Origin of the sequence: Bacillus sp. FSL R7-0672 (genome assembly GCF_038601465.1) — a bacterium.
Lineage (GTDB): Bacteria > Bacillota > Bacilli > Bacillales > Bacillaceae > Bacillus > Bacillus pumilus.
On the sequence record NZ_CP152010.1, the window covers coordinates 2,957,206 to 2,974,166 of the forward strand.

The 16,961-nt window shown below is 41.5% G+C and carries 21 protein-coding genes; 11 read left to right on the forward strand and 10 right to left on the reverse strand.

The genetic code is table 11. The annotated features are described in order from the left end of the window. Positions 1 to 35 precede the first annotated feature (35 nt). From MKY18_RS15105 to MKY18_RS15115, 3 genes are read left to right on the forward strand one after another with little or no spacing between them, the layout of a single operon-like run. Positions 36 to 173 carry a YuzL family protein gene (locus tag MKY18_RS15105; protein WP_003212904.1) on the forward strand — a complete coding sequence of 46 codons (138 nt, stop codon included), beginning with the start codon at positions 36 to 38 and terminating at the stop codon, positions 171 to 173. A 44-nt stretch (positions 174 to 217) separates the two neighbouring features. Continuing rightward, positions 218 to 451, forward strand: coding sequence for a hypothetical protein (locus MKY18_RS15110; RefSeq protein WP_260406843.1), 234 nt, complete (start codon positions 218 to 220; stop codon positions 449 to 451). Between the two features lie 11 nt (positions 452 to 462). Beyond that, the gene (locus MKY18_RS15115; protein WP_106067276.1) at positions 463 to 810 is read left to right on the forward strand and encodes a spore coat protein; all 348 of its coding nucleotides are present in this window, start codon (positions 463 to 465) and stop codon (positions 808 to 810) included. 32 nt (positions 811 to 842) lie between these two features. On the opposite strand, the gene MKY18_RS15120 is transcribed toward MKY18_RS15115, so the two are convergent. From MKY18_RS15120 to MKY18_RS15130, 3 genes are all read right to left on the reverse strand, one after another. After that, a complete protein-coding gene (locus tag MKY18_RS15120) occupies positions 843 to 1,094 on the reverse strand; it encodes a YusU family protein (protein WP_044140890.1) in 252 nt (83 codons plus the stop codon). Positions 1,095 to 1,166: 72 nt separating this feature from the next. Then, on the reverse strand, positions 1,167 to 1,997 hold the full coding sequence (locus MKY18_RS15125) for an ABC transporter ATP-binding protein (RefSeq protein WP_003213584.1): 831 nt from the start codon (positions 1,995 to 1,997) through the stop codon (positions 1,167 to 1,169). Positions 1,998 to 2,145: 148 nt separating this feature from the next. Continuing rightward, positions 2,146 to 2,592, reverse strand: a complete 447-nt coding sequence (locus tag MKY18_RS15130; protein WP_170965972.1) for a YusW family protein — start codon at positions 2,590 to 2,592, stop codon at positions 2,146 to 2,148. 111 nt (positions 2,593 to 2,703) lie between these two features. Between MKY18_RS15130 and MKY18_RS15135 the strand changes: the two genes are divergently transcribed. Further along, the gene (locus MKY18_RS15135) at positions 2,704 to 3,549 is read left to right on the forward strand and encodes an oxidoreductase (protein WP_260406834.1); all 846 of its coding nucleotides are present in this window, start codon (positions 2,704 to 2,706) and stop codon (positions 3,547 to 3,549) included. A 45-nt stretch (positions 3,550 to 3,594) separates the two neighbouring features. Here MKY18_RS15135 and MKY18_RS15140 read toward each other — a convergent pair whose 3' ends face one another. Next, positions 3,595 to 4,965, reverse strand: coding sequence for a trypsin-like peptidase domain-containing protein (locus tag MKY18_RS15140; RefSeq protein WP_044140893.1), 1,371 nt, complete (start codon positions 4,963 to 4,965; stop codon positions 3,595 to 3,597). Between the two features lie 336 nt (positions 4,966 to 5,301). On the opposite strand from MKY18_RS15140, the gene MKY18_RS15145 reads away from it, so the two are divergent. Both MKY18_RS15145 and MKY18_RS15150 read left to right on the forward strand, forming a co-directional pair. Beyond that, entirely contained in the window at positions 5,302 to 5,979 is a 678-nt protein-coding gene (locus MKY18_RS15145; RefSeq protein ID WP_185107886.1) for a response regulator transcription factor, read from the forward strand. Further along, positions 5,976 to 7,307: a HAMP domain-containing sensor histidine kinase gene (locus tag MKY18_RS15150; RefSeq protein ID WP_065098051.1), complete on the forward strand. Its 1,332-nt coding sequence runs from the start codon at positions 5,976 to 5,978 to the stop codon at positions 7,305 to 7,307. The genes MKY18_RS15145 and MKY18_RS15150 overlap by 4 nt, the downstream gene beginning before the upstream one ends. Positions 7,308 to 7,327: 20 nt before the next feature. On the opposite strand, the gene spxO is transcribed toward MKY18_RS15150, so the two are convergent. Further along, on the reverse strand, positions 7,328 to 7,492 hold the full coding sequence (gene spxO, locus MKY18_RS15155) for an anti-adapter protein SpxO (RefSeq protein WP_095285802.1): 165 nt from the start codon (positions 7,490 to 7,492) through the stop codon (positions 7,328 to 7,330). A 192-nt stretch (positions 7,493 to 7,684) separates the two neighbouring features. On the opposite strand from spxO, the gene MKY18_RS15160 reads away from it, so the two are divergent. Then, complete coding sequence (locus MKY18_RS15160) at positions 7,685 to 8,563, forward strand: TetR/AcrR family transcriptional regulator (RefSeq protein WP_342497561.1); 879 nt, start codon at positions 7,685 to 7,687, stop codon at positions 8,561 to 8,563. Positions 8,564 to 8,642: 79 nt separating this feature from the next. Here the strand turns inward: MKY18_RS15160 and fumC are convergent, their stop codons facing one another. Both fumC and MKY18_RS15170 read right to left on the reverse strand, forming a co-directional pair. Next, positions 8,643 to 10,037, reverse strand: coding sequence for a class II fumarate hydratase (gene fumC / locus MKY18_RS15165; protein WP_065098049.1), 1,395 nt, complete (start codon positions 10,035 to 10,037; stop codon positions 8,643 to 8,645). Between the two features lie 88 nt (positions 10,038 to 10,125). Next, positions 10,126 to 10,293, reverse strand: a complete 168-nt coding sequence (locus MKY18_RS15170) for a YvzF family protein (protein WP_003213147.1) — start codon at positions 10,291 to 10,293, stop codon at positions 10,126 to 10,128. A gap of 114 nt (positions 10,294 to 10,407) precedes the next feature. Between MKY18_RS15170 and MKY18_RS15175 the strand changes: the two genes are divergently transcribed. From MKY18_RS15175 to MKY18_RS15190, 4 genes are read left to right on the forward strand one after another with little or no spacing between them, the layout of a single operon-like run. Next, entirely contained in the window at positions 10,408 to 11,832 is a 1,425-nt protein-coding gene (locus MKY18_RS15175; protein ID WP_034620118.1) for a spore germination protein, read from the forward strand. Beyond that, positions 11,819 to 12,913: an endospore germination permease gene (locus tag MKY18_RS15180; RefSeq protein WP_106067280.1), complete on the forward strand. Its 1,095-nt coding sequence runs from the start codon at positions 11,819 to 11,821 to the stop codon at positions 12,911 to 12,913. The genes MKY18_RS15175 and MKY18_RS15180 overlap by 14 nt, the downstream gene beginning before the upstream one ends. Further along, positions 12,910 to 14,031: a Ger(x)C family spore germination protein gene (locus MKY18_RS15185; protein WP_065098046.1), complete on the forward strand. Its 1,122-nt coding sequence runs from the start codon at positions 12,910 to 12,912 to the stop codon at positions 14,029 to 14,031. Before MKY18_RS15180 ends, MKY18_RS15185 begins: the two co-directional genes overlap by 4 nt. 37 nt (positions 14,032 to 14,068) lie before the next feature. Then, a complete protein-coding gene (locus MKY18_RS15190) occupies positions 14,069 to 14,437 on the forward strand; it encodes a hypothetical protein (RefSeq protein WP_003212877.1) in 369 nt (122 codons plus the stop codon). Positions 14,438 to 14,484: 47 nt separating this feature from the next. Here MKY18_RS15190 and MKY18_RS15195 read toward each other — a convergent pair whose 3' ends face one another. Genes MKY18_RS15195 through liaF form a run of 3 tightly spaced genes read right to left on the reverse strand, consistent with a single transcriptional unit; the run spans position 14,485 to position 16,942 of the window. After that, entirely contained in the window at positions 14,485 to 15,120 is a 636-nt protein-coding gene (locus MKY18_RS15195; RefSeq protein ID WP_268454003.1) for a response regulator transcription factor, read from the reverse strand. Continuing rightward, positions 15,117 to 16,181 (reverse strand): two-component system sensor histidine kinase LiaS, encoded by a 1,065-nt coding sequence (gene liaS, locus MKY18_RS15200; RefSeq protein WP_044140903.1) that lies wholly within the window; start codon positions 16,179 to 16,181, stop codon positions 15,117 to 15,119. The genes MKY18_RS15195 and liaS overlap by 4 nt, the downstream gene beginning before the upstream one ends. Next, positions 16,178 to 16,942 (reverse strand): cell wall-active antibiotics response protein LiaF, encoded by a 765-nt coding sequence (gene liaF / locus MKY18_RS15205; protein WP_044140904.1) that lies wholly within the window; start codon positions 16,940 to 16,942, stop codon positions 16,178 to 16,180. The genes liaS and liaF overlap by 4 nt, the downstream gene beginning before the upstream one ends. Positions 16,943 to 16,961 lie beyond the last annotated feature (19 nt).

Here is a 16,961-nt window from a genome sequence, read left to right on the forward strand (position 1 = left end):
TGAGAGGGCATTGTAAGAATGGAGGTGATGTCCACATGTCTCGTTTGAAGAAAAACCCATCGAAAGCAGGCGTAAGTGCTGCAAGTGTAAAAGGAAACGCAGGTCCATCACAGGAAGCAGACCTAGGCGGCAAAAAGACTAGTCAAAATCAACAATATAAAAAGAATCAGTAAGGAAACAAAATCGTAAGGAGGAACACACCTTGAACAATCAGCAAATGAATATGCCCCCGCAAGTCATTTCAGTGAAGGATTCCTTGTACTTAGAGGATATGCTGAATTGGAACTTGATCGCTATGAAAAAGGCTCACTTTATGTCCGAGCATTGCCAGGACCAAACATTGAAACAAGAATTAAATCAAGTGGGCCAAATGCACCATCAGCATTACACACAAATTCTTCAGCATTTAGGCAGCTCAGGGCAAGGCCAGTCTACTGGCTTTATGCAATAGGAGGGAAAAACATGGAACAACAAAACCAACAAAAAATCGGGAATCCTCAAACTCCGGTTCCCACGACAACAAACATGAATGATCGTGATTTTGTCACAGATCTCTTGTCGACTGAAAAATATATCACAAGCGGATACAACACAGCGCTCAATGAATTCAGTCATGAATCTCTTTATCAGGATATTCAGCGAATTGCACTAGAAACTCAGAAAACACAAAGACATTTATATGATGTCATGTTCCGATATGGCTGGTATTCTGTTGAAGCCGCTGAACAGCAAAAGCTCCAGCAGGCGCACCAGAAATTCCAGCAAACACTGACAGAACAATCTCCATACGGACCATCACAGATGTCATAAAGAAAAACTGCCAGTATGGAGCTGGCAGTTTTTTAGCGATCTTGATTCGCTCGATGAGCTTCGTTCATTTGTTTGATCCGCTGAATTGTTTCTTTGATTTCTTCCTTAGCCTCTGGATACGTTTCATTAAAGTGCTTTGCTAGAGGCGGCATACTTTTTGCAATATGAGAATAGATTACCCACTGTTTCACATCTTGTTTCAGTGCGTCTGTTGATTCGCCAAGCAACAGCTCAGTATATTTCTCAAGCAAGCCTTCCAGCTTTTCGTCTAGTTCATTTCCCATTGATCTTCCGCTCCTTTTTTCAGAAAAAAGCCTGACTCTGTACGTAACAGATGTCAGGCTTTTGACATACGATTATCTTGCAGCGAGAAATGTCTCCGCTTGCGCTTGCTGCACAATACAGCGTCCTCTGCCATGCGGAATACATAATGGAGTTCCGAATAAAGGATCTGTTGTCACTTGGCAGTTCATATCAAAGACATTTTTCACAAGATCACAATTAATGACCGTTTCTGGTCTTCCTTCTGCATAAATCGTCTTGTCTTTAATCGCTACAAGGTGATGAGCATATCTACATGCGAGATTCAGGTCATGAAGAACCATGACAATCGTGCGCTGCTCTTTTTCATTTAAGTCAAACAGAAGGTCGAGAATTTCAATTTGATGCGTCATATCTAAATACGTCGTCGGCTCATCTAACAAAATGATATCCGTCTCCTGCGCTAACGTCATCGCAATCCATGCACGCTGCCTTTGTCCACCTGATAATGAATCGACCGTTCGATCAGCAAGGTCTTCCATCTTTGTTGACTTCAGTGCACGATTCACTGCTTCCTCGTCTTGCTTTGACCACTGCTTCAGCCAATTTTGATAAGGATATCTGCCTTGCTTCACTAGCTGATGCACGGTTAATCCTTCTGGCGCTTCTGGTCCTTGCGGAAGAATGGCGAGCTGTTTCGCTACTTCCTTTGTTGGTAATTTGGCAATGGAATGACCTTCAAGCAGGACAGAACCACCCATTGGCTTCATGAGACGGGCCAAAGAGCGAAGTAGCGTGGATTTACCGCATCCATTGCTACCAATAAATACTGTGATTTCACCCTTAGGGATTGATACATTTAGTTCATCTATGATCATTGTTTCTCCGTAGCCTAAGCTTAAACCTTCAGTAGAAATGGCACTCATTCCGCTCAAACGCTCCTTTTCTCATGCAAATTTTTTATATGAAATATCGTCTATATATAGACGCAAAAGATCACTTATCTCAATTTAGTGTATCAGATTTAAATGATCTTGAAAATCATTTTCAATTAAAAAATGAGAAAGTTCCGTTTTACTTCTTTTTTTGGAATGTACGTTTGGTCCCATCTTCAAGCTTCATATCGACCTGAATTCGCTGATAATCATCGTCTAAATTAAAAGCAGCTAATAGCTCATTTACATACGTTTCATTGATCTTCGCACTAGGAATCGACATATCATTTAGCTTCATCTTCATCTCGCGTAATGCTTCTTCACCTTCATAGCGGACACCGTTCATATGATCACGAATAAGTGCTTCTTCTTTTCCTTTCGCCTGACGATAGGTGGCTTCGTATAATTCGCTTTTCTGCCCGTATTGAACATGCAGGTGGAGATGCTCAAATGGAAGTTCCTTCATTTGAACCGCTGAGAGACTCTCTGCTTCTGCTTCCTTTGTTTGCTGGAGCGGCTCAATCGATTGACAGCCAGACAGCATAAAAAGCAGCACTCCTATTTGTCCCGCCTTCTTCCAACACATCATGTGCTACCTCCTATTTCTTATCATCGCTTTTTATTCTTCTCCATCCTTCTTTTCGTTATTCAATAAAAGAGCGGGCTATGGTAAATTGAAACAAAAAGGAGGTACGAGATGATGAAAAGGACAGCCATTGTAACTGGTGCCAATAGCGGCTTTGGCAAGCTCATCACGATAGGTCTCGCCAAGCAAGGCTATAAAGTGATTGCAGGTGTCAGGCAGGAAGCGAATGCAAAAAAGCTTGCTGAAGAAATCGAGCAAGCCTCGTTATCCGCATCGATACATATTGAAGCATTAGATGTGACAGACACGCAGTCAATTCAAGCATTTCAGAAAAAGCTACATGCTTACGCCCCAATTACCCTGCTTGTCAACAATGCAGGAACAGCCTATGCGGGTTTTGCTGAAGAGGTTCCTGTTAACACGTACCGCCAGCAATTTGATGTCAATGTCTTCGGAGTCATGGAAGTGACACAAGCCGTCCTTCCGCTGATGACAAATGGTGCAAAAATATTCAATATGAGTAGCATCAGCGGATTAATGGGAATGCCCGCACTTTCTCCTTATGTATCCTCCAAGTTTGCTTTAGAGGGCTACACAGAGAGCTTACGCATTGAACTGGCCTCGTTCGGTATACAGGTAGCCTTGATCGAGCCAGGCTCTTTCCAAACGAATATTTGGAACACGTCTATGAACGAGCACATGTTGCAGCCAGAGGAAGGCTCGAAATACATACACATCTATCAAAAAATGATGGCTCATATCAATGCCCAGAAATCAAACTACGGGGACCCGCGTGAAGTCGCAGATCTTGTGATTCGATTAGCCGAGAAGAAGCGACTGAAAAAGCTGAGATATCCAATTGGGAAAGGAGTGCGGTTTTCATTTACAGCAAAGCAGCTCCTGCCTTGGAGCATGTGGGAAAAGATCATATTACGTACACTCTCTTCAAAAAAATAAGCATAAAAAAACAGGTAGACCTTTAACGTCCACCTGTTTTTTCATTTATTCAGTTTCAGACTGTCCGAGGGTAATGTCTAGGTTCTTGTTTTTCCCTTCACGAATAACAGTCATTGTCGTTTTATCGCCGACTTTTGTTTCTTTGTACAAAATTTCTTTCAGCTGAGAGCTATTCGCCACGTTTTTTCCTTTAAACTTGATGATGACATCTCCAGACTTCAAGCCTGCTTTTTGTGCAGGTGATCCTTTTGATACATCCTTTACGTAAATCCCTTTGCCGATTTGTTTATCAAATAGGCCGAGCGTATTTTCTTGATACGTTTCAGGCACTTGCTCAAGGTCAATCATTTGTACGCCAAGGTAAGGACGTTCAACCTTTCCGTTTTTCAACAGCTCATCTACAATCGGTTTGACATCGTTACTTGGAATTGCAAAGCCGAGTGATTCCACACCGCTTTCGCTAATTTTTAAGCTGTTGATACCAATGACTTGACCATCTGTATTGATAAGCGGTCCACCGCTGTTTCCTGGATTGATCGCTGCATCTGTTTGCAGTACATTCATTTCCACCGTACCAGATGACGTGTTCGCTTCAACTGTACGATCAAGACCACTAATAATCCCTTCTGTCACAGTACCAGAGAACTGAGCACCAAGCGGGTTCCCAATTGCGATCACTTTGTCCCCAGCACGGAGCTTAGAAGAATCACCAAAGCTCGCCACTTTATCAATGCCGTCTGCATTGATTTCTACAACAGCTAAATCTGTCATCACGTCACTGCCGACAAGCTTCGCTTCTTTTGTTTTTCCGTCATAAAGTGTGACTTTCAGTTTATTGGCACCCTCGACTACGTGGTTATTTGTAATAATGTACGCTTTTTTGCCATCTTTTTTAAAGATGACACCAGAACCCGTTCCAGCTTCAGCTTCTGTTGAATCACCGCTAAGGCCAAACGAATTTTGGGTAGATTGATAGTTTGAGACTCCCACAATGGTTGGCTCTAAATCTTCTACCATATCAGAGACATTCGTGGCATTGGTAATTTGTTTTGTTGAGAAATTTTCAGAAGCTGCAGGTTCACTTGACGCTGTTTGCGTTTGAGTGTTTGCTGCTGTGTCCTGTGACTGCGGCAAAAGCGGTGTAATGCCAAGCACAAGGCCTCCGCCAATAATTCCTCCAAGGATCGGACTGAGCCATGCTGCTTTCCGCTTTTTCTCCTTTTTCGACACACGGTCATCCCCCATTTGAGGAGAATGGTTTGTCACACTCTCCTGAGTGGCAGAAGCTTCGTTTTCATGAGGTTGAAAAACGAGTTCCTTTTCTTTTTCAGGTTCGTCTATTTGTTTCTCATTCTCTTGATGTACATCTTCTTGTTGATTCAACTTCTTCTCTTCATCTTCTCTTCGGAAATCCATCGCTTACACTCCTTTACATCATGTTCATGACTTGCTTGATTCATATGTGTAGATCGGACTCATGTCCTCTTAATGGCAACATCATTGAAAATACTACATGACAATATGTCAAATTATATAATACTTATTCATAGAAAAAAAGCAAGGTGCGCACATTCGTGAAAAGCACCTATTGATCTGCCTTTTGTCTATGCCCTTTTTTCCCTTGAGCTTATCATAAACAAACATTATGGGATAATGATGAGAAGAATATGTGAAATTGTGAAAAAAGCATGTGATTGTTGACATGCCGCCTTTGTATCCCGTTATAATGACGGTGAGAGGATGTGGAAGACTTTGTCGTACACCATTTATTTAGTGGAAGATGAACAAAACTTAAACGAACTTTTAACCAAATATTTAGAAAGTGAAAATTGGAATGTCTCCTCTTTTTTAACCGGAGAAGCGGCACGCGAAGCAATGGATAAGCCGCCGCATCTATGGATTTTAGATATCATGCTGCCTGATACAGATGGCTACACACTGATTAAAGAAATCAAAGCCGCATCACCTGACGTACCGGTCATTTTCATTTCAGCACGCGACGCAGATATTGATCGTGTCCTCGGTTTAGAGCTAGGGAGCAGTGACTATATTGCGAAGCCATTTCTTCCGCGCGAGCTGATCATTCGGGTGCAAAAGCTGCTTGAGCTTGTGTACAAAAACAGCGATACTCCGCAGCAGCAAAGTGTCACACCCGTCTCCTCCTATGTCATTCATGAGGATGTAAGAGAGGTGTATGAAGGAGATCAGCTGATTAACTTAACTTCTAAGGAATTTGACTTGCTGCTTTTATTTACACATCATCAAGGACATGCTTTTTCTCGTGAAGATATTCTCGTCAAAATTTGGGGACACGATTACTTCGGGACAGATCGTGTGGTGGATGACCTTGTCAGACGATTGCGCAAAAAAATGCCCGACTTAAAGGTCGAGACCATCTATGGATTTGGCTATAGGATGCTAAAAGGATGAAGAACAAACCACTCGCTTTTCAAATTTGGATCGTCATCTCTGGTATTTTGCTCACCATCTCGATTGTCCTGATCATTCTATTTTCCAATACATTACGAAATTTTTTCACGAATGAAATTTATAAAAATATCGAAAATGAACAACAGGTTCTCACAGAATATCCGTTGAACCGAGACGGCTCGCCAAAGTCGACACCGGAAAACCGCTCGGTGCAGCACATTCTGATTCCGTCAGATGAATTAAACCAAATGGCGCAGTTTTTCCCGCACGCCTTTATTGAGAAAATCCAATCCTTTGTGAAAAAACAAAAAAGCGCAACGAAACGCTATTCTGAAGAGGTGAATGGCCAGCACATCTTTTTTGTCATCAAAAAAGTATCAACAGGCAATACACAATATATTCTTTTGTCTTATGCGCCAGACTCTTATCGAGATGACCTTTCCTTTACGCTGTTTAAACAGCTGATCTTTATCTTGGGCACCGTTATTTTATTAAGCTGGATTCCATCGATTTGGCTTGCCCGCTACTTATCCCGTCCAATCGTTGCGTTTGAAAAGCACGTGAAGCGGATTGCACAAGAGGACTGGGACGATCCTGTCATCGTTGACCGGCAAGATGAAATCGGAAAGCTTGGTCATACCATTGAAGAAATGAGACAAAAACTCATTCAAAAGGATGAAACAGAACGGACTCTTTTGCAAAATATATCACATGACTTAAAGACTCCTGTCATGGTCATCCGCGGCTATACGCAGTCGATTAAAGATGGTATTTTTCCTAAGGGAGATCTTGAACAAACGGTGGAAGTCATTGAAGGTGAAGCGGAAAAGCTTGAGAAGAAAATCAAGGATTTGCTGTACTTAACAAAGCTTGATTATTTATCAAATCAACACCCTGCACATGCTTCCTTCCTACTGAGTAATACGATGCTGGAAGTGGTCGACCGAATACGCTGGTCGAAAAATGAATTACAGTGGAACGTGGACTTAGATGATGAGGCTACTCTTGAAGGCGATCCAGAACAATGGAGCAAATTATTTGAGAATGTACTAGAAAATCAACTTCGCTACGCAAAAAGGAAAATTGATATTCAAATGAAACAGGAAGAGGATCAAATACGCATTGTTATTCGTAATGACGGTCCTCCAATTGAAGAACATATGCTATCCAACCTATACGAACCTTTTAGTAAGGGAAAAAAGGGCGAATTCGGTATTGGATTAAGCATTGTCAAAAAAATTCTCTCCATGCATCAAGCGTCTATATCAATTGAAAATGATGATCTAGGTGTACGTTATACGATCACGGTACCAAAGAAGAGACTGTAGGTTTTTGACCGCAGTCTTTTTTAGATGAATGAATACCCATTGAAATCACGGTATGTGGCTTTGATTTTCTTGCCAGCTTGATACATCCATTTCTTTTCAATGGTTGTCTCTTTCGGCATTTTGACTTTTTCTACTTGAATTCCTTTTGTTCGCAAGCGTCTCATCATATCATCGATTTCTCTCATGGAACATCATCCTTTCACATTTTTTGACCAGTTGGTCACCTTACTTTATAATATAAAGAATTACACTGTAAAAAACAAGTTACAATCTGATTAATTTTTGAAAACTTTCGTCGTTTATGACCGATAAGTCACATCTCTTTGCGCACGTTTCCTAAGACATTTGTCTCTCGGTAAGAAAGGATGACATTCATATTGAAGAAGAAAGAGAAAATGATCATTGAGGCCGGCATGAAATTGTTTGCCAGTAAAGGCTACAATACAACGTCTGTTCAGGAAATTGCGGATGAATGCCACATGTCAAAGGGTGCTTTTTATCTTTATTTTAAATCAAAGGAAGCACTGCTCATTTCAATCTTACATTACTATTACGATAAGGTATTTACCCGGATCCATGAGGTTCAAACAGAGGGAGGCACACCAAAGGAAGCCTACCGTAAGCAGCTCACTGTCTACTACGATAATATCTTGCAGCAAAAGGATTTTATTAAAATGCAGCTGAGCGATCGAGCACTGCCAATGAATGAAGAAACGCAGCAGCTCGCAAAACAAATCAGACTTGCCACCATTCAGCTTCACATTGATAACATTAAGCAGGTATATGGAGATGCAGCGATTCCTTATATGGCTGATCTTTGTTTGACGATTGAGGGAATGAGCCACGTTTATTTCGAGCTTGCGATTTTATATGATTTTCAGCTAGAGGCTGAGGAGCTAGCCGCAACGATGATTCACCGTATCGATGATTTGATGGGCGGTATGATGGAGCGACATGATCTTCCGCTCATCTCTGTAGATCAAGCGAGCGATTGGTTTGGTCCTATTTATGAACGGTCATTCGACCCGCTGACAGAATCTCTTTTAAAAGGATTAAGAGAGCAGGCTGAAGCACACTATGAAGTGAAAGACGAGCCTGATTTATTTGAAGCACTCGGCATTCTAGAAAATGAATTAAACAAACAGAAACCTAGACAAGTCATCGTGAAAGGCATGCTGCATCAATTAAAATTATACGCACCGCTCCAAACCCACTCTGAATCACTTTTGCGTATTTTGAAAGAAGATCATTTGTAGAACCCAAGTCACAACCTGGGTTTCATTTTTGTCCACATCACGTTCAATGAAAAAAACCAGGGGCAGCCGCCCCTGGTTCTTATTTTGCTTTCGGTGTCACCATTTCTTCTGGTTTCACAAACTCTTCAAACTGCTCTTCTGTTAACAGCTCTAATTGAAGTGCTGCTTCTTTTAACGTTAAACCTTCTTTGTGAGCAAGCTTTGCAATTTTCGCTGCATTTTCATATCCGATGTGCGGGTTAAGTGCCGTCACAAGCATCAATGAATTGTTCAAGTTTTTCTCGATTGTTTCTAGGTTTGGTTCGATTCCAACTGCACACTTGTCATGGAATGAGTTCATGCCGTCAGCAAGTAATTCAACTGATTGCAAGAAGTTATAGATGATAACCGGCTTAAATACGTTCAGCTCAAAGTTTCCTTGGCTGGCAGCAAAACCGATCGTTGCATCATTCCCCATAATCTGTGCTGCAATCATTGTTAAAGCTTCACTTTGAGTTGGGTTGACTTTACCTGGCATAATGGAGCTTCCTGGCTCATTTTCAGGAATGATCAATTCACCAATTCCGCAGCGAGGACCACTTGCCAGCCATCTCACATCGTTGGCAATTTTCATTAAATCAGCTGCAAGTGCTTTTAGGGCACCGTGTGCATACGTAATTTCATCATGGCTTGTCAGCGCATGGAATTTGTTTGGTGAAGAATTGAATTTTTGACCTGTCAGCTTGCTGATTTCCTCAGCGACATATTGACCAAACTCAGGATGTGCGTTAATTCCTGTACCAACAGCTGTTCCGCCAATCGCAAGCTCTCTCATTTTTTCAGTTGATTCTAGAATCATTTCTTTTGAACGGTCCAGCATGTACACCCAGCCGCTAATTTCTTGACCTACTGTCAGTGGAGTTGCGTCTTGCAAATGCGTACGACCGATTTTAACAATCTCTTGATATGCTTTTGCTTTCTCATCAAGAGTCGCTCTTAATTGATCAATCGCAGGCAATAATTTTTTGTACACAGCTAAAACAGCTGCCACGTGCATAGCAGTTGGGAATGTGTCATTTGAGCTTTGGCTGCGGTTGACGTCATCATTCGGATGAATGCTGAACTCACTATTTTTATCTTTCAAGTAAACAGTTGCTCTATTTGCAACGACTTCGTTCATATTCATGTTACTTTGTGTCCCGCTACCTGTTTGCCATACAACAAGCGGGAAATGCTCGTCATACTTTCCGCTGATGATGTCATCACATACAGCAGCAATTGCTTCTGCTTTTTCGCTCTCAAGGTTGCCAAGACGTTCGTTGGCAATCGCTGTGCTACGTTTCAAAATTGCAAACGCATTCACAACTTCCTTTGGCATTTTCTCAGAACCGATTTTGAAATTTTCTTTGCTTCGTTGTGTTTGTGCACCCCAGAACTTGTCCTTTGGCACCTTGATTTCGCCCATTGTATCTTTTTCGATTCTAAATTCTGTCATTATGTATCCCTCCATAGCTTTATACACTCAACTCTATTCTATACAAAAAACCAAAATCCTTTAAGCGTTTTCAATTAAAATTTTATCTTTATTTTAATTTTAGTTCAATATAAACGCGGACATCTTTCGAATATTTGTATTTTGGGTTTGTTTTTCCGTAATCCTTTGATGTATATGTCACTTCATAATGCTTGTCAAACGACTGTAGAATACGGTCAATCTCCTCTTTTGTTCCTGCTAAACGAATTTGTGCCATCTTGTTTCCTCCAAAACCCTCATTCTTTCTTTTACCACAAAATAATGTAACACAGAATATTGTTTTTTCAAGCAGGTAATGCTAAGAAAAAGTTATTTGAGGCGGGTGATCATTTTGAATCAGACTCCATTGAAAGAGCACTTATACGATAATCTCTCCGTCATTCTCCCTCAATTAAAGGAAATGGATGATTTAGTCCATGAGAAAAAAACGCTGCCTCACGGGCAGGTTGTTTACTATTTATACATAAAAGAAATGAACGAAAAGATGGAGATTCAAACCTTTTTAAAGCTGCTTCTCCAAGATCATACGTCTCTTACAAAAGAGAAGCTGGAATCTAATTTATCCATGATGACGACACGTTCGGTGAAGACCTCTGAAGAATTGGTCGATGCGATTTTTGAAGGGCATTGCGTGGTGCTGATTAATGGATTTCAGCATGCGTATATTTTAGAAACGCATGGAACAAAGAAACGCAGTTTAGGGGATTCTACATCTGAAACAGTCGTAAGAGGGCCGAAAGTTGGCTTCATTGAAGATTTAAACACGAACTTAGCTCTCGTGCGACAGCGCTTGAAAAACCCTGACCTCAAAACAGTTAACATGAAGATCGGGGAAAAGAAATACACCCAAGTGACCATCATGTACATTGACGGTATCGTCGAAACCTCTGTTTTAAAAGAGGTAAAAAAACGGCTCAAACAAGTCACCATTGATGATATACAAGACTCTGGTGTTCTTGAGGAGCTCATTGAAGACAATGTGTATTCTCCTTTTCCGCAAATTCAAAACACAGAACGGCCTGATAAAGTCGCCTCTGCTTTGAACAATGGGCGAGTCGCCATCTTTGTCGATCATTCGCCTTTTGTGTTAATTGTACCTGCTTCGCTCGCGACGATTATGCAATCACCGGATGATTATTATGAAAGATGGATCGCCGCCTCTCTCATTCGTATGCTGCGGTTTACCTCGATCTTTCTGACATTATTTTTATCAGCCATTTATATTGCGCTTGTGTCGTTCCATCAAGGACTTTTACCAACAACTCTAGCTATTTCGATCTCAAGTACAAGAGAAAATGTCCCCTTTCCGCCTATTGTGGAGGCACTCATCATGGAGATGACGATTGAGCTTCTGCGGGAAGCCGGCTTAAGGCTGCCAAACCCGCTCGGTCAAACGATCGGACTTGTTGGCGGGGTTGTCATTGGGCAGGCAGCCGTTCAGGCTCATATTGTGAGCTCAATCATGGTGATTATCGTCAGTGTGATGGCCCTTGCGTCCTTTACTGTTCCTCAATACGGGATGGGCATGTCCTTTCGTGTGCTCCGCTTTGTGTCCATGTTTGCTGCGGCTACCTTTGGTTTATACGGGATTGTGCTGTTTATGCTCGTACTTCTTACTCATCTCACACGGCAAAAAAGTTTTGGCACACCATATTTCTCACCAGATTTTGTGTTCAGCTATAAAAACGAGGACAATTCCATTATTCGATTGCCCTTAAAAAATCAACAGAAAGGAGAACGAGATGGTCAATCATAAAGAGTCGATATCAAGCTATCAGGCAAGTGCCATTATTGCAAATACAACACTAGGCGCAAGTATGATGATTCTGCCAAGAGCAATGGCTCAGGCTGCGGCTACACCTGACGGCTGGATTGCACTCTTACTCATGAGTGTCATTTACATTGTGTTTATTTTTGCAAATGTCCTGATGATGAAAAAAGTCCCCTTCTCCTCATATTATGATTATACGAATGAGGGACTTGGAAAATGGATTGGCGCGCTTGCCAACCTCTTGATTATTATTTATTTTCTTGGCGTTGCTAGCTATGAAGTACGGGCTATGTCGGAAATGGTGAAGTTCTTTCTGCTTCAAAACACACCTGTAGCGATGACAATGATCAGCTTTATTTTGGTTGGTTTTTATCTTGTCATTGGAGGGATTGGTGATTTAGCCAGGCTATTTCCTTTTATTCTGATTGTGACGCTCATCATTTTATTTGTCGCTTACGGACTGAGCGTGCAAGAATTTAAGCTAGATAACCTCCGTCCCGTTTTAGGAGAGGGATTCTCCCCTGTTTTCAAATCTTTGAACGCATCAGCCATTTCGTTTGTGGGCATTGAAATGATGCTGTTTATGCCTGCCTATTTGAACACGCAAAAACACACCTTTGCTTATGGTACAGTCGGCTTTTTGATTCCTGCGATCATCTATATTTTCACCTATATTCTTGTGGTTGGTGCGTTCACGGTGAAAGAAACGGCGACTTTGACTTGGCCGACCATTGCCTTATTTCAATCATTTGATATTCAGGGGATTTTTATTGAACGAATTGACTCCTTTTTGCTTATCGTTTGGCTGATTCAGCTTTATACAAGCTTTGTCGGATATACATTTTTTGCTGCAATCGGGGTGTCTAAACTGACCAAGTTTCCTAAAAAAGTGGTCCTTGTTTTAATGGGAATTGTCATTTACTTTGCAGCGATTTTTCCAAAGGATGTCGATACAGTGCGAAATTATTTAACCTATGTGAACAACCTCTTTTTCCTGCTGTTCGGCATTCTCCCGTTTCTCTTATTTATCATCGTGTTTTTCAAAAGGAGGCGGAACACAACATGAAAAAGAAAGTAGCTGTTGCTCTTTTGACGCTGGTTCTATTAAGTGGTTGCTGGGATAGCACAAATATTGAGGAGCTTAACATGGCGATTGGATTTGCAGTAGACAAAGGGGACCAAGGGAATAAATTAAAGGTATCTATGCAAGTCCTCGTTCCTCAAAAGATCTCTCAGGAATCAAACATCAAAGACCCTACGAAAATCATTGAAACAAACGGGGATTCTGTGCATCAAATATTCCGCACAACGGCGCTGAAAAGCCATCGCATTTTCGCACAGCAGCTACGGGTGTTATTGTTTTCTGAGGAACTCATCAATGAGAATGATTTCGACCTCGTCATTAATCAATTCATTCGAGACAATGAAACGAGGAGAGGAGGCCTCGTCTTTATGACCTCTAAGAATCCTGGAGACATGCTGAAAATCAATGACGACGGACAGCCAGCCTCTACGACCTTATACGATCTTTCTGAGAATAGAAAATCGACCATTCTCATGTTTAAGACTGTCTCATTAGGAGATATTTCTTCTGCCATGCAAAACAATGTATCTTTCGCTATTCCGAAAGTCAGCGTCGATCAAGGAAAATTAATGCTCGATGGAGCCTCTATTATTAAGAATAAGCGATTTCTCACCAATATCTCTCCGTTAGCAGTACAGTCATACAATCTGTTAACTGGAGACGGACTGGGTGGAGTCATTGAATTTGAATATGAACACAGCAGCTACTCTTTTGAGATTTTCAAACTCAAGCACCATATTAAAACCAATAAATCAGCCAGCGGAAAATATCAATTTGATGTGTCAGTGGAGCTTGATGGACGATTGTCTGAGGATTGGAATGAACGTGAAAACGCTTTTAATGAAAAGTATCTCAGAGAAATTGAAGGCGTTGTCAAGCGTCGATTAGAGACAAGCGTTAAAGATTTCATCGGTGAATTACAGCATGAGATCAAAGCAGATATTTGCGGGTTCTATCAAAAGGCGAGTATTGCCTACCCGAAGGATTTTCGAAAAGAAGCAAAACATTGGGATGAAATTTTTAGTGAATCAGATATTCGTTACAAAGCAAATGTGAAAATCCGTGACTTCGGGACTAAGGGCGCAACACAATCCTTATAGAGTATGTTAAAATGGTAAGAAAAAAAGGGTGTCAATCATGAAACGAGCTTTACTTTCGGCCGGCATTCTATTTTTGATTCTAGGAATACTCCTGTTAGTCGTTGTATTCATGCAATCAAAAGAAGATTTCTTCATTGAAGCCGACAGCTTTTCGAGCACATTTTTGATCGTGATTTATTATGGACAAACCCCTGCGCTCCTTCTTGTTGGAGGCGGTATATTCGTCGGACTTTCACAGATCATTGGTTTGCAAGAGAAAAAGGCAGCATTGGCAAAGGAGAGCGTAAAGCTATTATCCGAGATGAAGAAAGCCCTAGAAGACAAATCGGCCGAGGAGCAGGAGGCTTTTCCAGTTCCTGAGCTCCATCAACTTTCCGAACGTCCGATCACAGGACAGAAGGACTAAATTTACGCATGTTCTAGCAGCTTTCTTTTGAAAGCTGTTTTTTTATTTTATTGAATCAGCTTATGACGATGCGCATACACAGCCGCTTGCGTCCGGTCTTCTACATCGAGTTTGGAAAGAATGTTTGTAATATGTGTCTTCACTGTTTTAATTGTAATAAATAGTTCCTCAGCGATGACTTTATTCGATTTCCCATCGGCAATCAGCTTCAAGATTTCCATTTCCCTTGCTGTTAATGCATCATGAAGGATCGATCCATTTGAGGAATGACGAAGTTTATTCATCACCTTTCCAGCTACTTTTGATTCTAGTCTTGGTTCGCCGATACTTGCAGACCGAATGGCATCTGCAATTTCTCCTGCCTTGGATGTTTTTAACAAATAACTTAAAGCACCTGCTTCAATCACTGGATAAACTTTATCATCGTCAATAAAGCTCGTCAGAACGATAATTCGTGCATCTTCAATTTCCTGACAAATTCTTTTCGTTGCTTCGATGCCATCCATGCCTTCCATGACAAGATCCATTAAAATGACATCTGGCCTTAATTCAACTGCTAGCTCTACACCTCTTTGTCCATCTGACGCTTCACCAATGACTTCAATATCAGCCTGTGCCTCTAAAAAAGCAGCAAGCCCCATTCTCACCATTTCGTGATCGTCGATTAAAAGCACTCGAATCATCGAACGTTCTCTCCTTTTCCTTCATCAAAAATGGGAACCTTCACATCAATTTGTGTTCCTTTTCCTTCAAATGACATAATCTCTGCGACACCGCCTACTTCACTTGTTCTTTCACGAATTGATTCCAGTCCGTAGGAGGCCGTCTTCACATGATCGGTTTGAAAGCCGATCCCATTGTCGATAATCTTCAGCTGCACCTGCCGATTTCGAATGAGCAGACGCACCGTCACCTTTGTCGCCTTTGCATGCCTGAACACATTTGACAGGGCTTCCTGTACAATTCGGAAGAGGTGATCCTCTACTCCTTTAGACAGCGGAACATCATCTTCTATTTCCCAATCAATATCAATCGGCTGCTTTGCTTGAAATTCATTTAGGAGCTCAATCAAGCCCTTTTTCAAGTCTTTTCCTTCAAGGGTGATCGGTCTGAGATGAAGCAAAAGGGCACGCATTTCATTTTGTGCATCGCCAGCCATTCGTTCGACTAGGCGCATCTGCTTTAAAATCTTTTCATCCTTTTCCTTCATGACTTCAAGAATCGCAGAGGTCATCATTGAAATCGCAAATAACTGCTGGCTGACCGCATCATGCAGTTCTCGTGCTAAACGCTGACGTTCTTCTGAGACGACCGACTTTTTCATTTGCACCTGCCATTCTGCCCGCTCATTCGAGAGCTTTTGCAAAGAGGCTACTTGACCTTCCACTCGTTTCGCCATTTCATTTAATTGATCTGCCGCTAAGCCAATTTCATCGTCGCCAAGAGACGGCAGTCTGTATGCAAAGTTCCCATTTTCAAACTTTAAAATCGACTCTACAAGCTGATCAAGACGCTTTTTATGCTGATAGCCAAATACATGTGAGGCAGAAACCCCAATGGCAAGACTAATGATCAGTAAAATACAAAAAAATGGGATGCCGAACCAGCGGGTAGAGAGGAGAATCATCGGATCAAGCTGATAATAAAAAAACATGGGCAGCATCGTCATGATGACAACACCAAGCGAGATCCCTACTCCAAGACGAATAGATTGCCACTGGATACCTAGATGGAGTTTCCTCATAAGTATCTCACATCCACATCTCCGATCAGTAAAGAGATGGAGATTTTCACTTTTCGTTTACTCTCATCGTAATTGTCGGTCATCACATACACTTTACTGCCGAATCCGCTTCTTTTTTCATCAATAATTTTCATATCACCAATGGCAGCTGAAGCACTCACACATACTTCAATATCCTGCGGTACGAAAATATCCACATCTCCGATGAGCCCGCTTATCACGATCGTGCTCTCTTCTTCTGCGATGATGGCCTTTGATAAGTCGATTTTGACATCCCCGATAAACCCTGAAATCGTCAAATCACTTAATTGAAACGGCTTTTTCATCAGCCTGACTTCACCGATAAAAAAGTCATGCTCCTTGCGCGGCTTTGTCTGGCTCTTTGTTTTCTTTTGCTCGCCCTCTTTTTCAAGATTGACTTTCAGAGAAGGCTTATCGCCCTCCGATGCTTCCTTTTTATCGACATCAAAAACGGGTTTGTTTTTCAATAAGCGATAGCCGGCATATATCAAAAAGGCCGCAAATAAATATCCTGTGAGACTAAATGTAATATTGAGCAGGAATTTTAAAAAGAGAAAGCCGGCAAAAATATAGGAAACTGAACCGAGCCAACGTTTGGATCTTGAGTGCAGCCAATAGCCTGCCAGCGCAAAAAACACGGGCCAAAACAATTCGGCTCCGATCCCAATAATTTTGAGAAATAGATTAATACCAAAAATCACGACAATGATGCCTAAAATTTGATTCCTTGAAAAACGCAGTTGACTCGCCTCCTTCCTT

Coding starts and splice junctions, on each gene's coding strand:
- MKY18_RS15105 (WP_003212904.1), top strand. CDS start 36: ATGTCTCGTTTGAAGAAAAACCCATCGAAAGCAGGCGTAAGTGCTGCA.
- MKY18_RS15110 (WP_260406843.1), top strand. CDS start 218: ATGAATATGCCCCCGCAAGTCATTTCAGTGAAGGATTCCTTGTACTTA.
- MKY18_RS15115 (WP_106067276.1), top strand. CDS start 463: ATGGAACAACAAAACCAACAAAAAATCGGGAATCCTCAAACTCCGGTT.
- MKY18_RS15120 (WP_044140890.1), bottom strand. CDS start 1,094: ATGGGAAATGAACTAGACGAAAAGCTGGAAGGCTTGCTTGAGAAATAT.
- MKY18_RS15125 (WP_003213584.1), bottom strand. CDS start 1,997: ATGAGTGCCATTTCTACTGAAGGTTTAAGCTTAGGCTACGGAGAAACA.
- MKY18_RS15130 (WP_170965972.1), bottom strand. CDS start 2,592: ATGTGTTGGAAGAAGGCGGGACAAATAGGAGTGCTGCTTTTTATGCTG.
- MKY18_RS15135 (WP_260406834.1), top strand. CDS start 2,704: ATGATGAAAAGGACAGCCATTGTAACTGGTGCCAATAGCGGCTTTGGC.
- MKY18_RS15140 (WP_044140893.1), bottom strand. CDS start 4,965: ATGGATTTCCGAAGAGAAGATGAAGAGAAGAAGTTGAATCAACAAGAA.
- MKY18_RS15150 (WP_065098051.1), top strand. CDS start 5,976: ATGAAGAACAAACCACTCGCTTTTCAAATTTGGATCGTCATCTCTGGT.
- spxO (WP_095285802.1), bottom strand. CDS start 7,492: ATGAGAGAAATCGATGATATGATGAGACGCTTGCGAACAAAAGGAATT.
- fumC (WP_065098049.1), bottom strand. CDS start 10,037: ATGACAGAATTTAGAATCGAAAAAGATACAATGGGCGAAATCAAGGTG.
- MKY18_RS15170 (WP_003213147.1), bottom strand. CDS start 10,293: ATGGCACAAATTCGTTTAGCAGGAACAAAAGAGGAGATTGACCGTATT.
- MKY18_RS15180 (WP_106067280.1), top strand. CDS start 11,819: ATGGTCAATCATAAAGAGTCGATATCAAGCTATCAGGCAAGTGCCATT.
- MKY18_RS15185 (WP_065098046.1), top strand. CDS start 12,910: ATGAAAAAGAAAGTAGCTGTTGCTCTTTTGACGCTGGTTCTATTAAGT.
- MKY18_RS15190 (WP_003212877.1), top strand. CDS start 14,069: ATGAAACGAGCTTTACTTTCGGCCGGCATTCTATTTTTGATTCTAGGA.
- MKY18_RS15195 (WP_268454003.1), bottom strand. CDS start 15,120: ATGATTCGAGTGCTTTTAATCGACGATCACGAAATGGTGAGAATGGGG.
- liaS (WP_044140903.1), bottom strand. CDS start 16,181: ATGAGGAAACTCCATCTAGGTATCCAGTGGCAATCTATTCGTCTTGGA.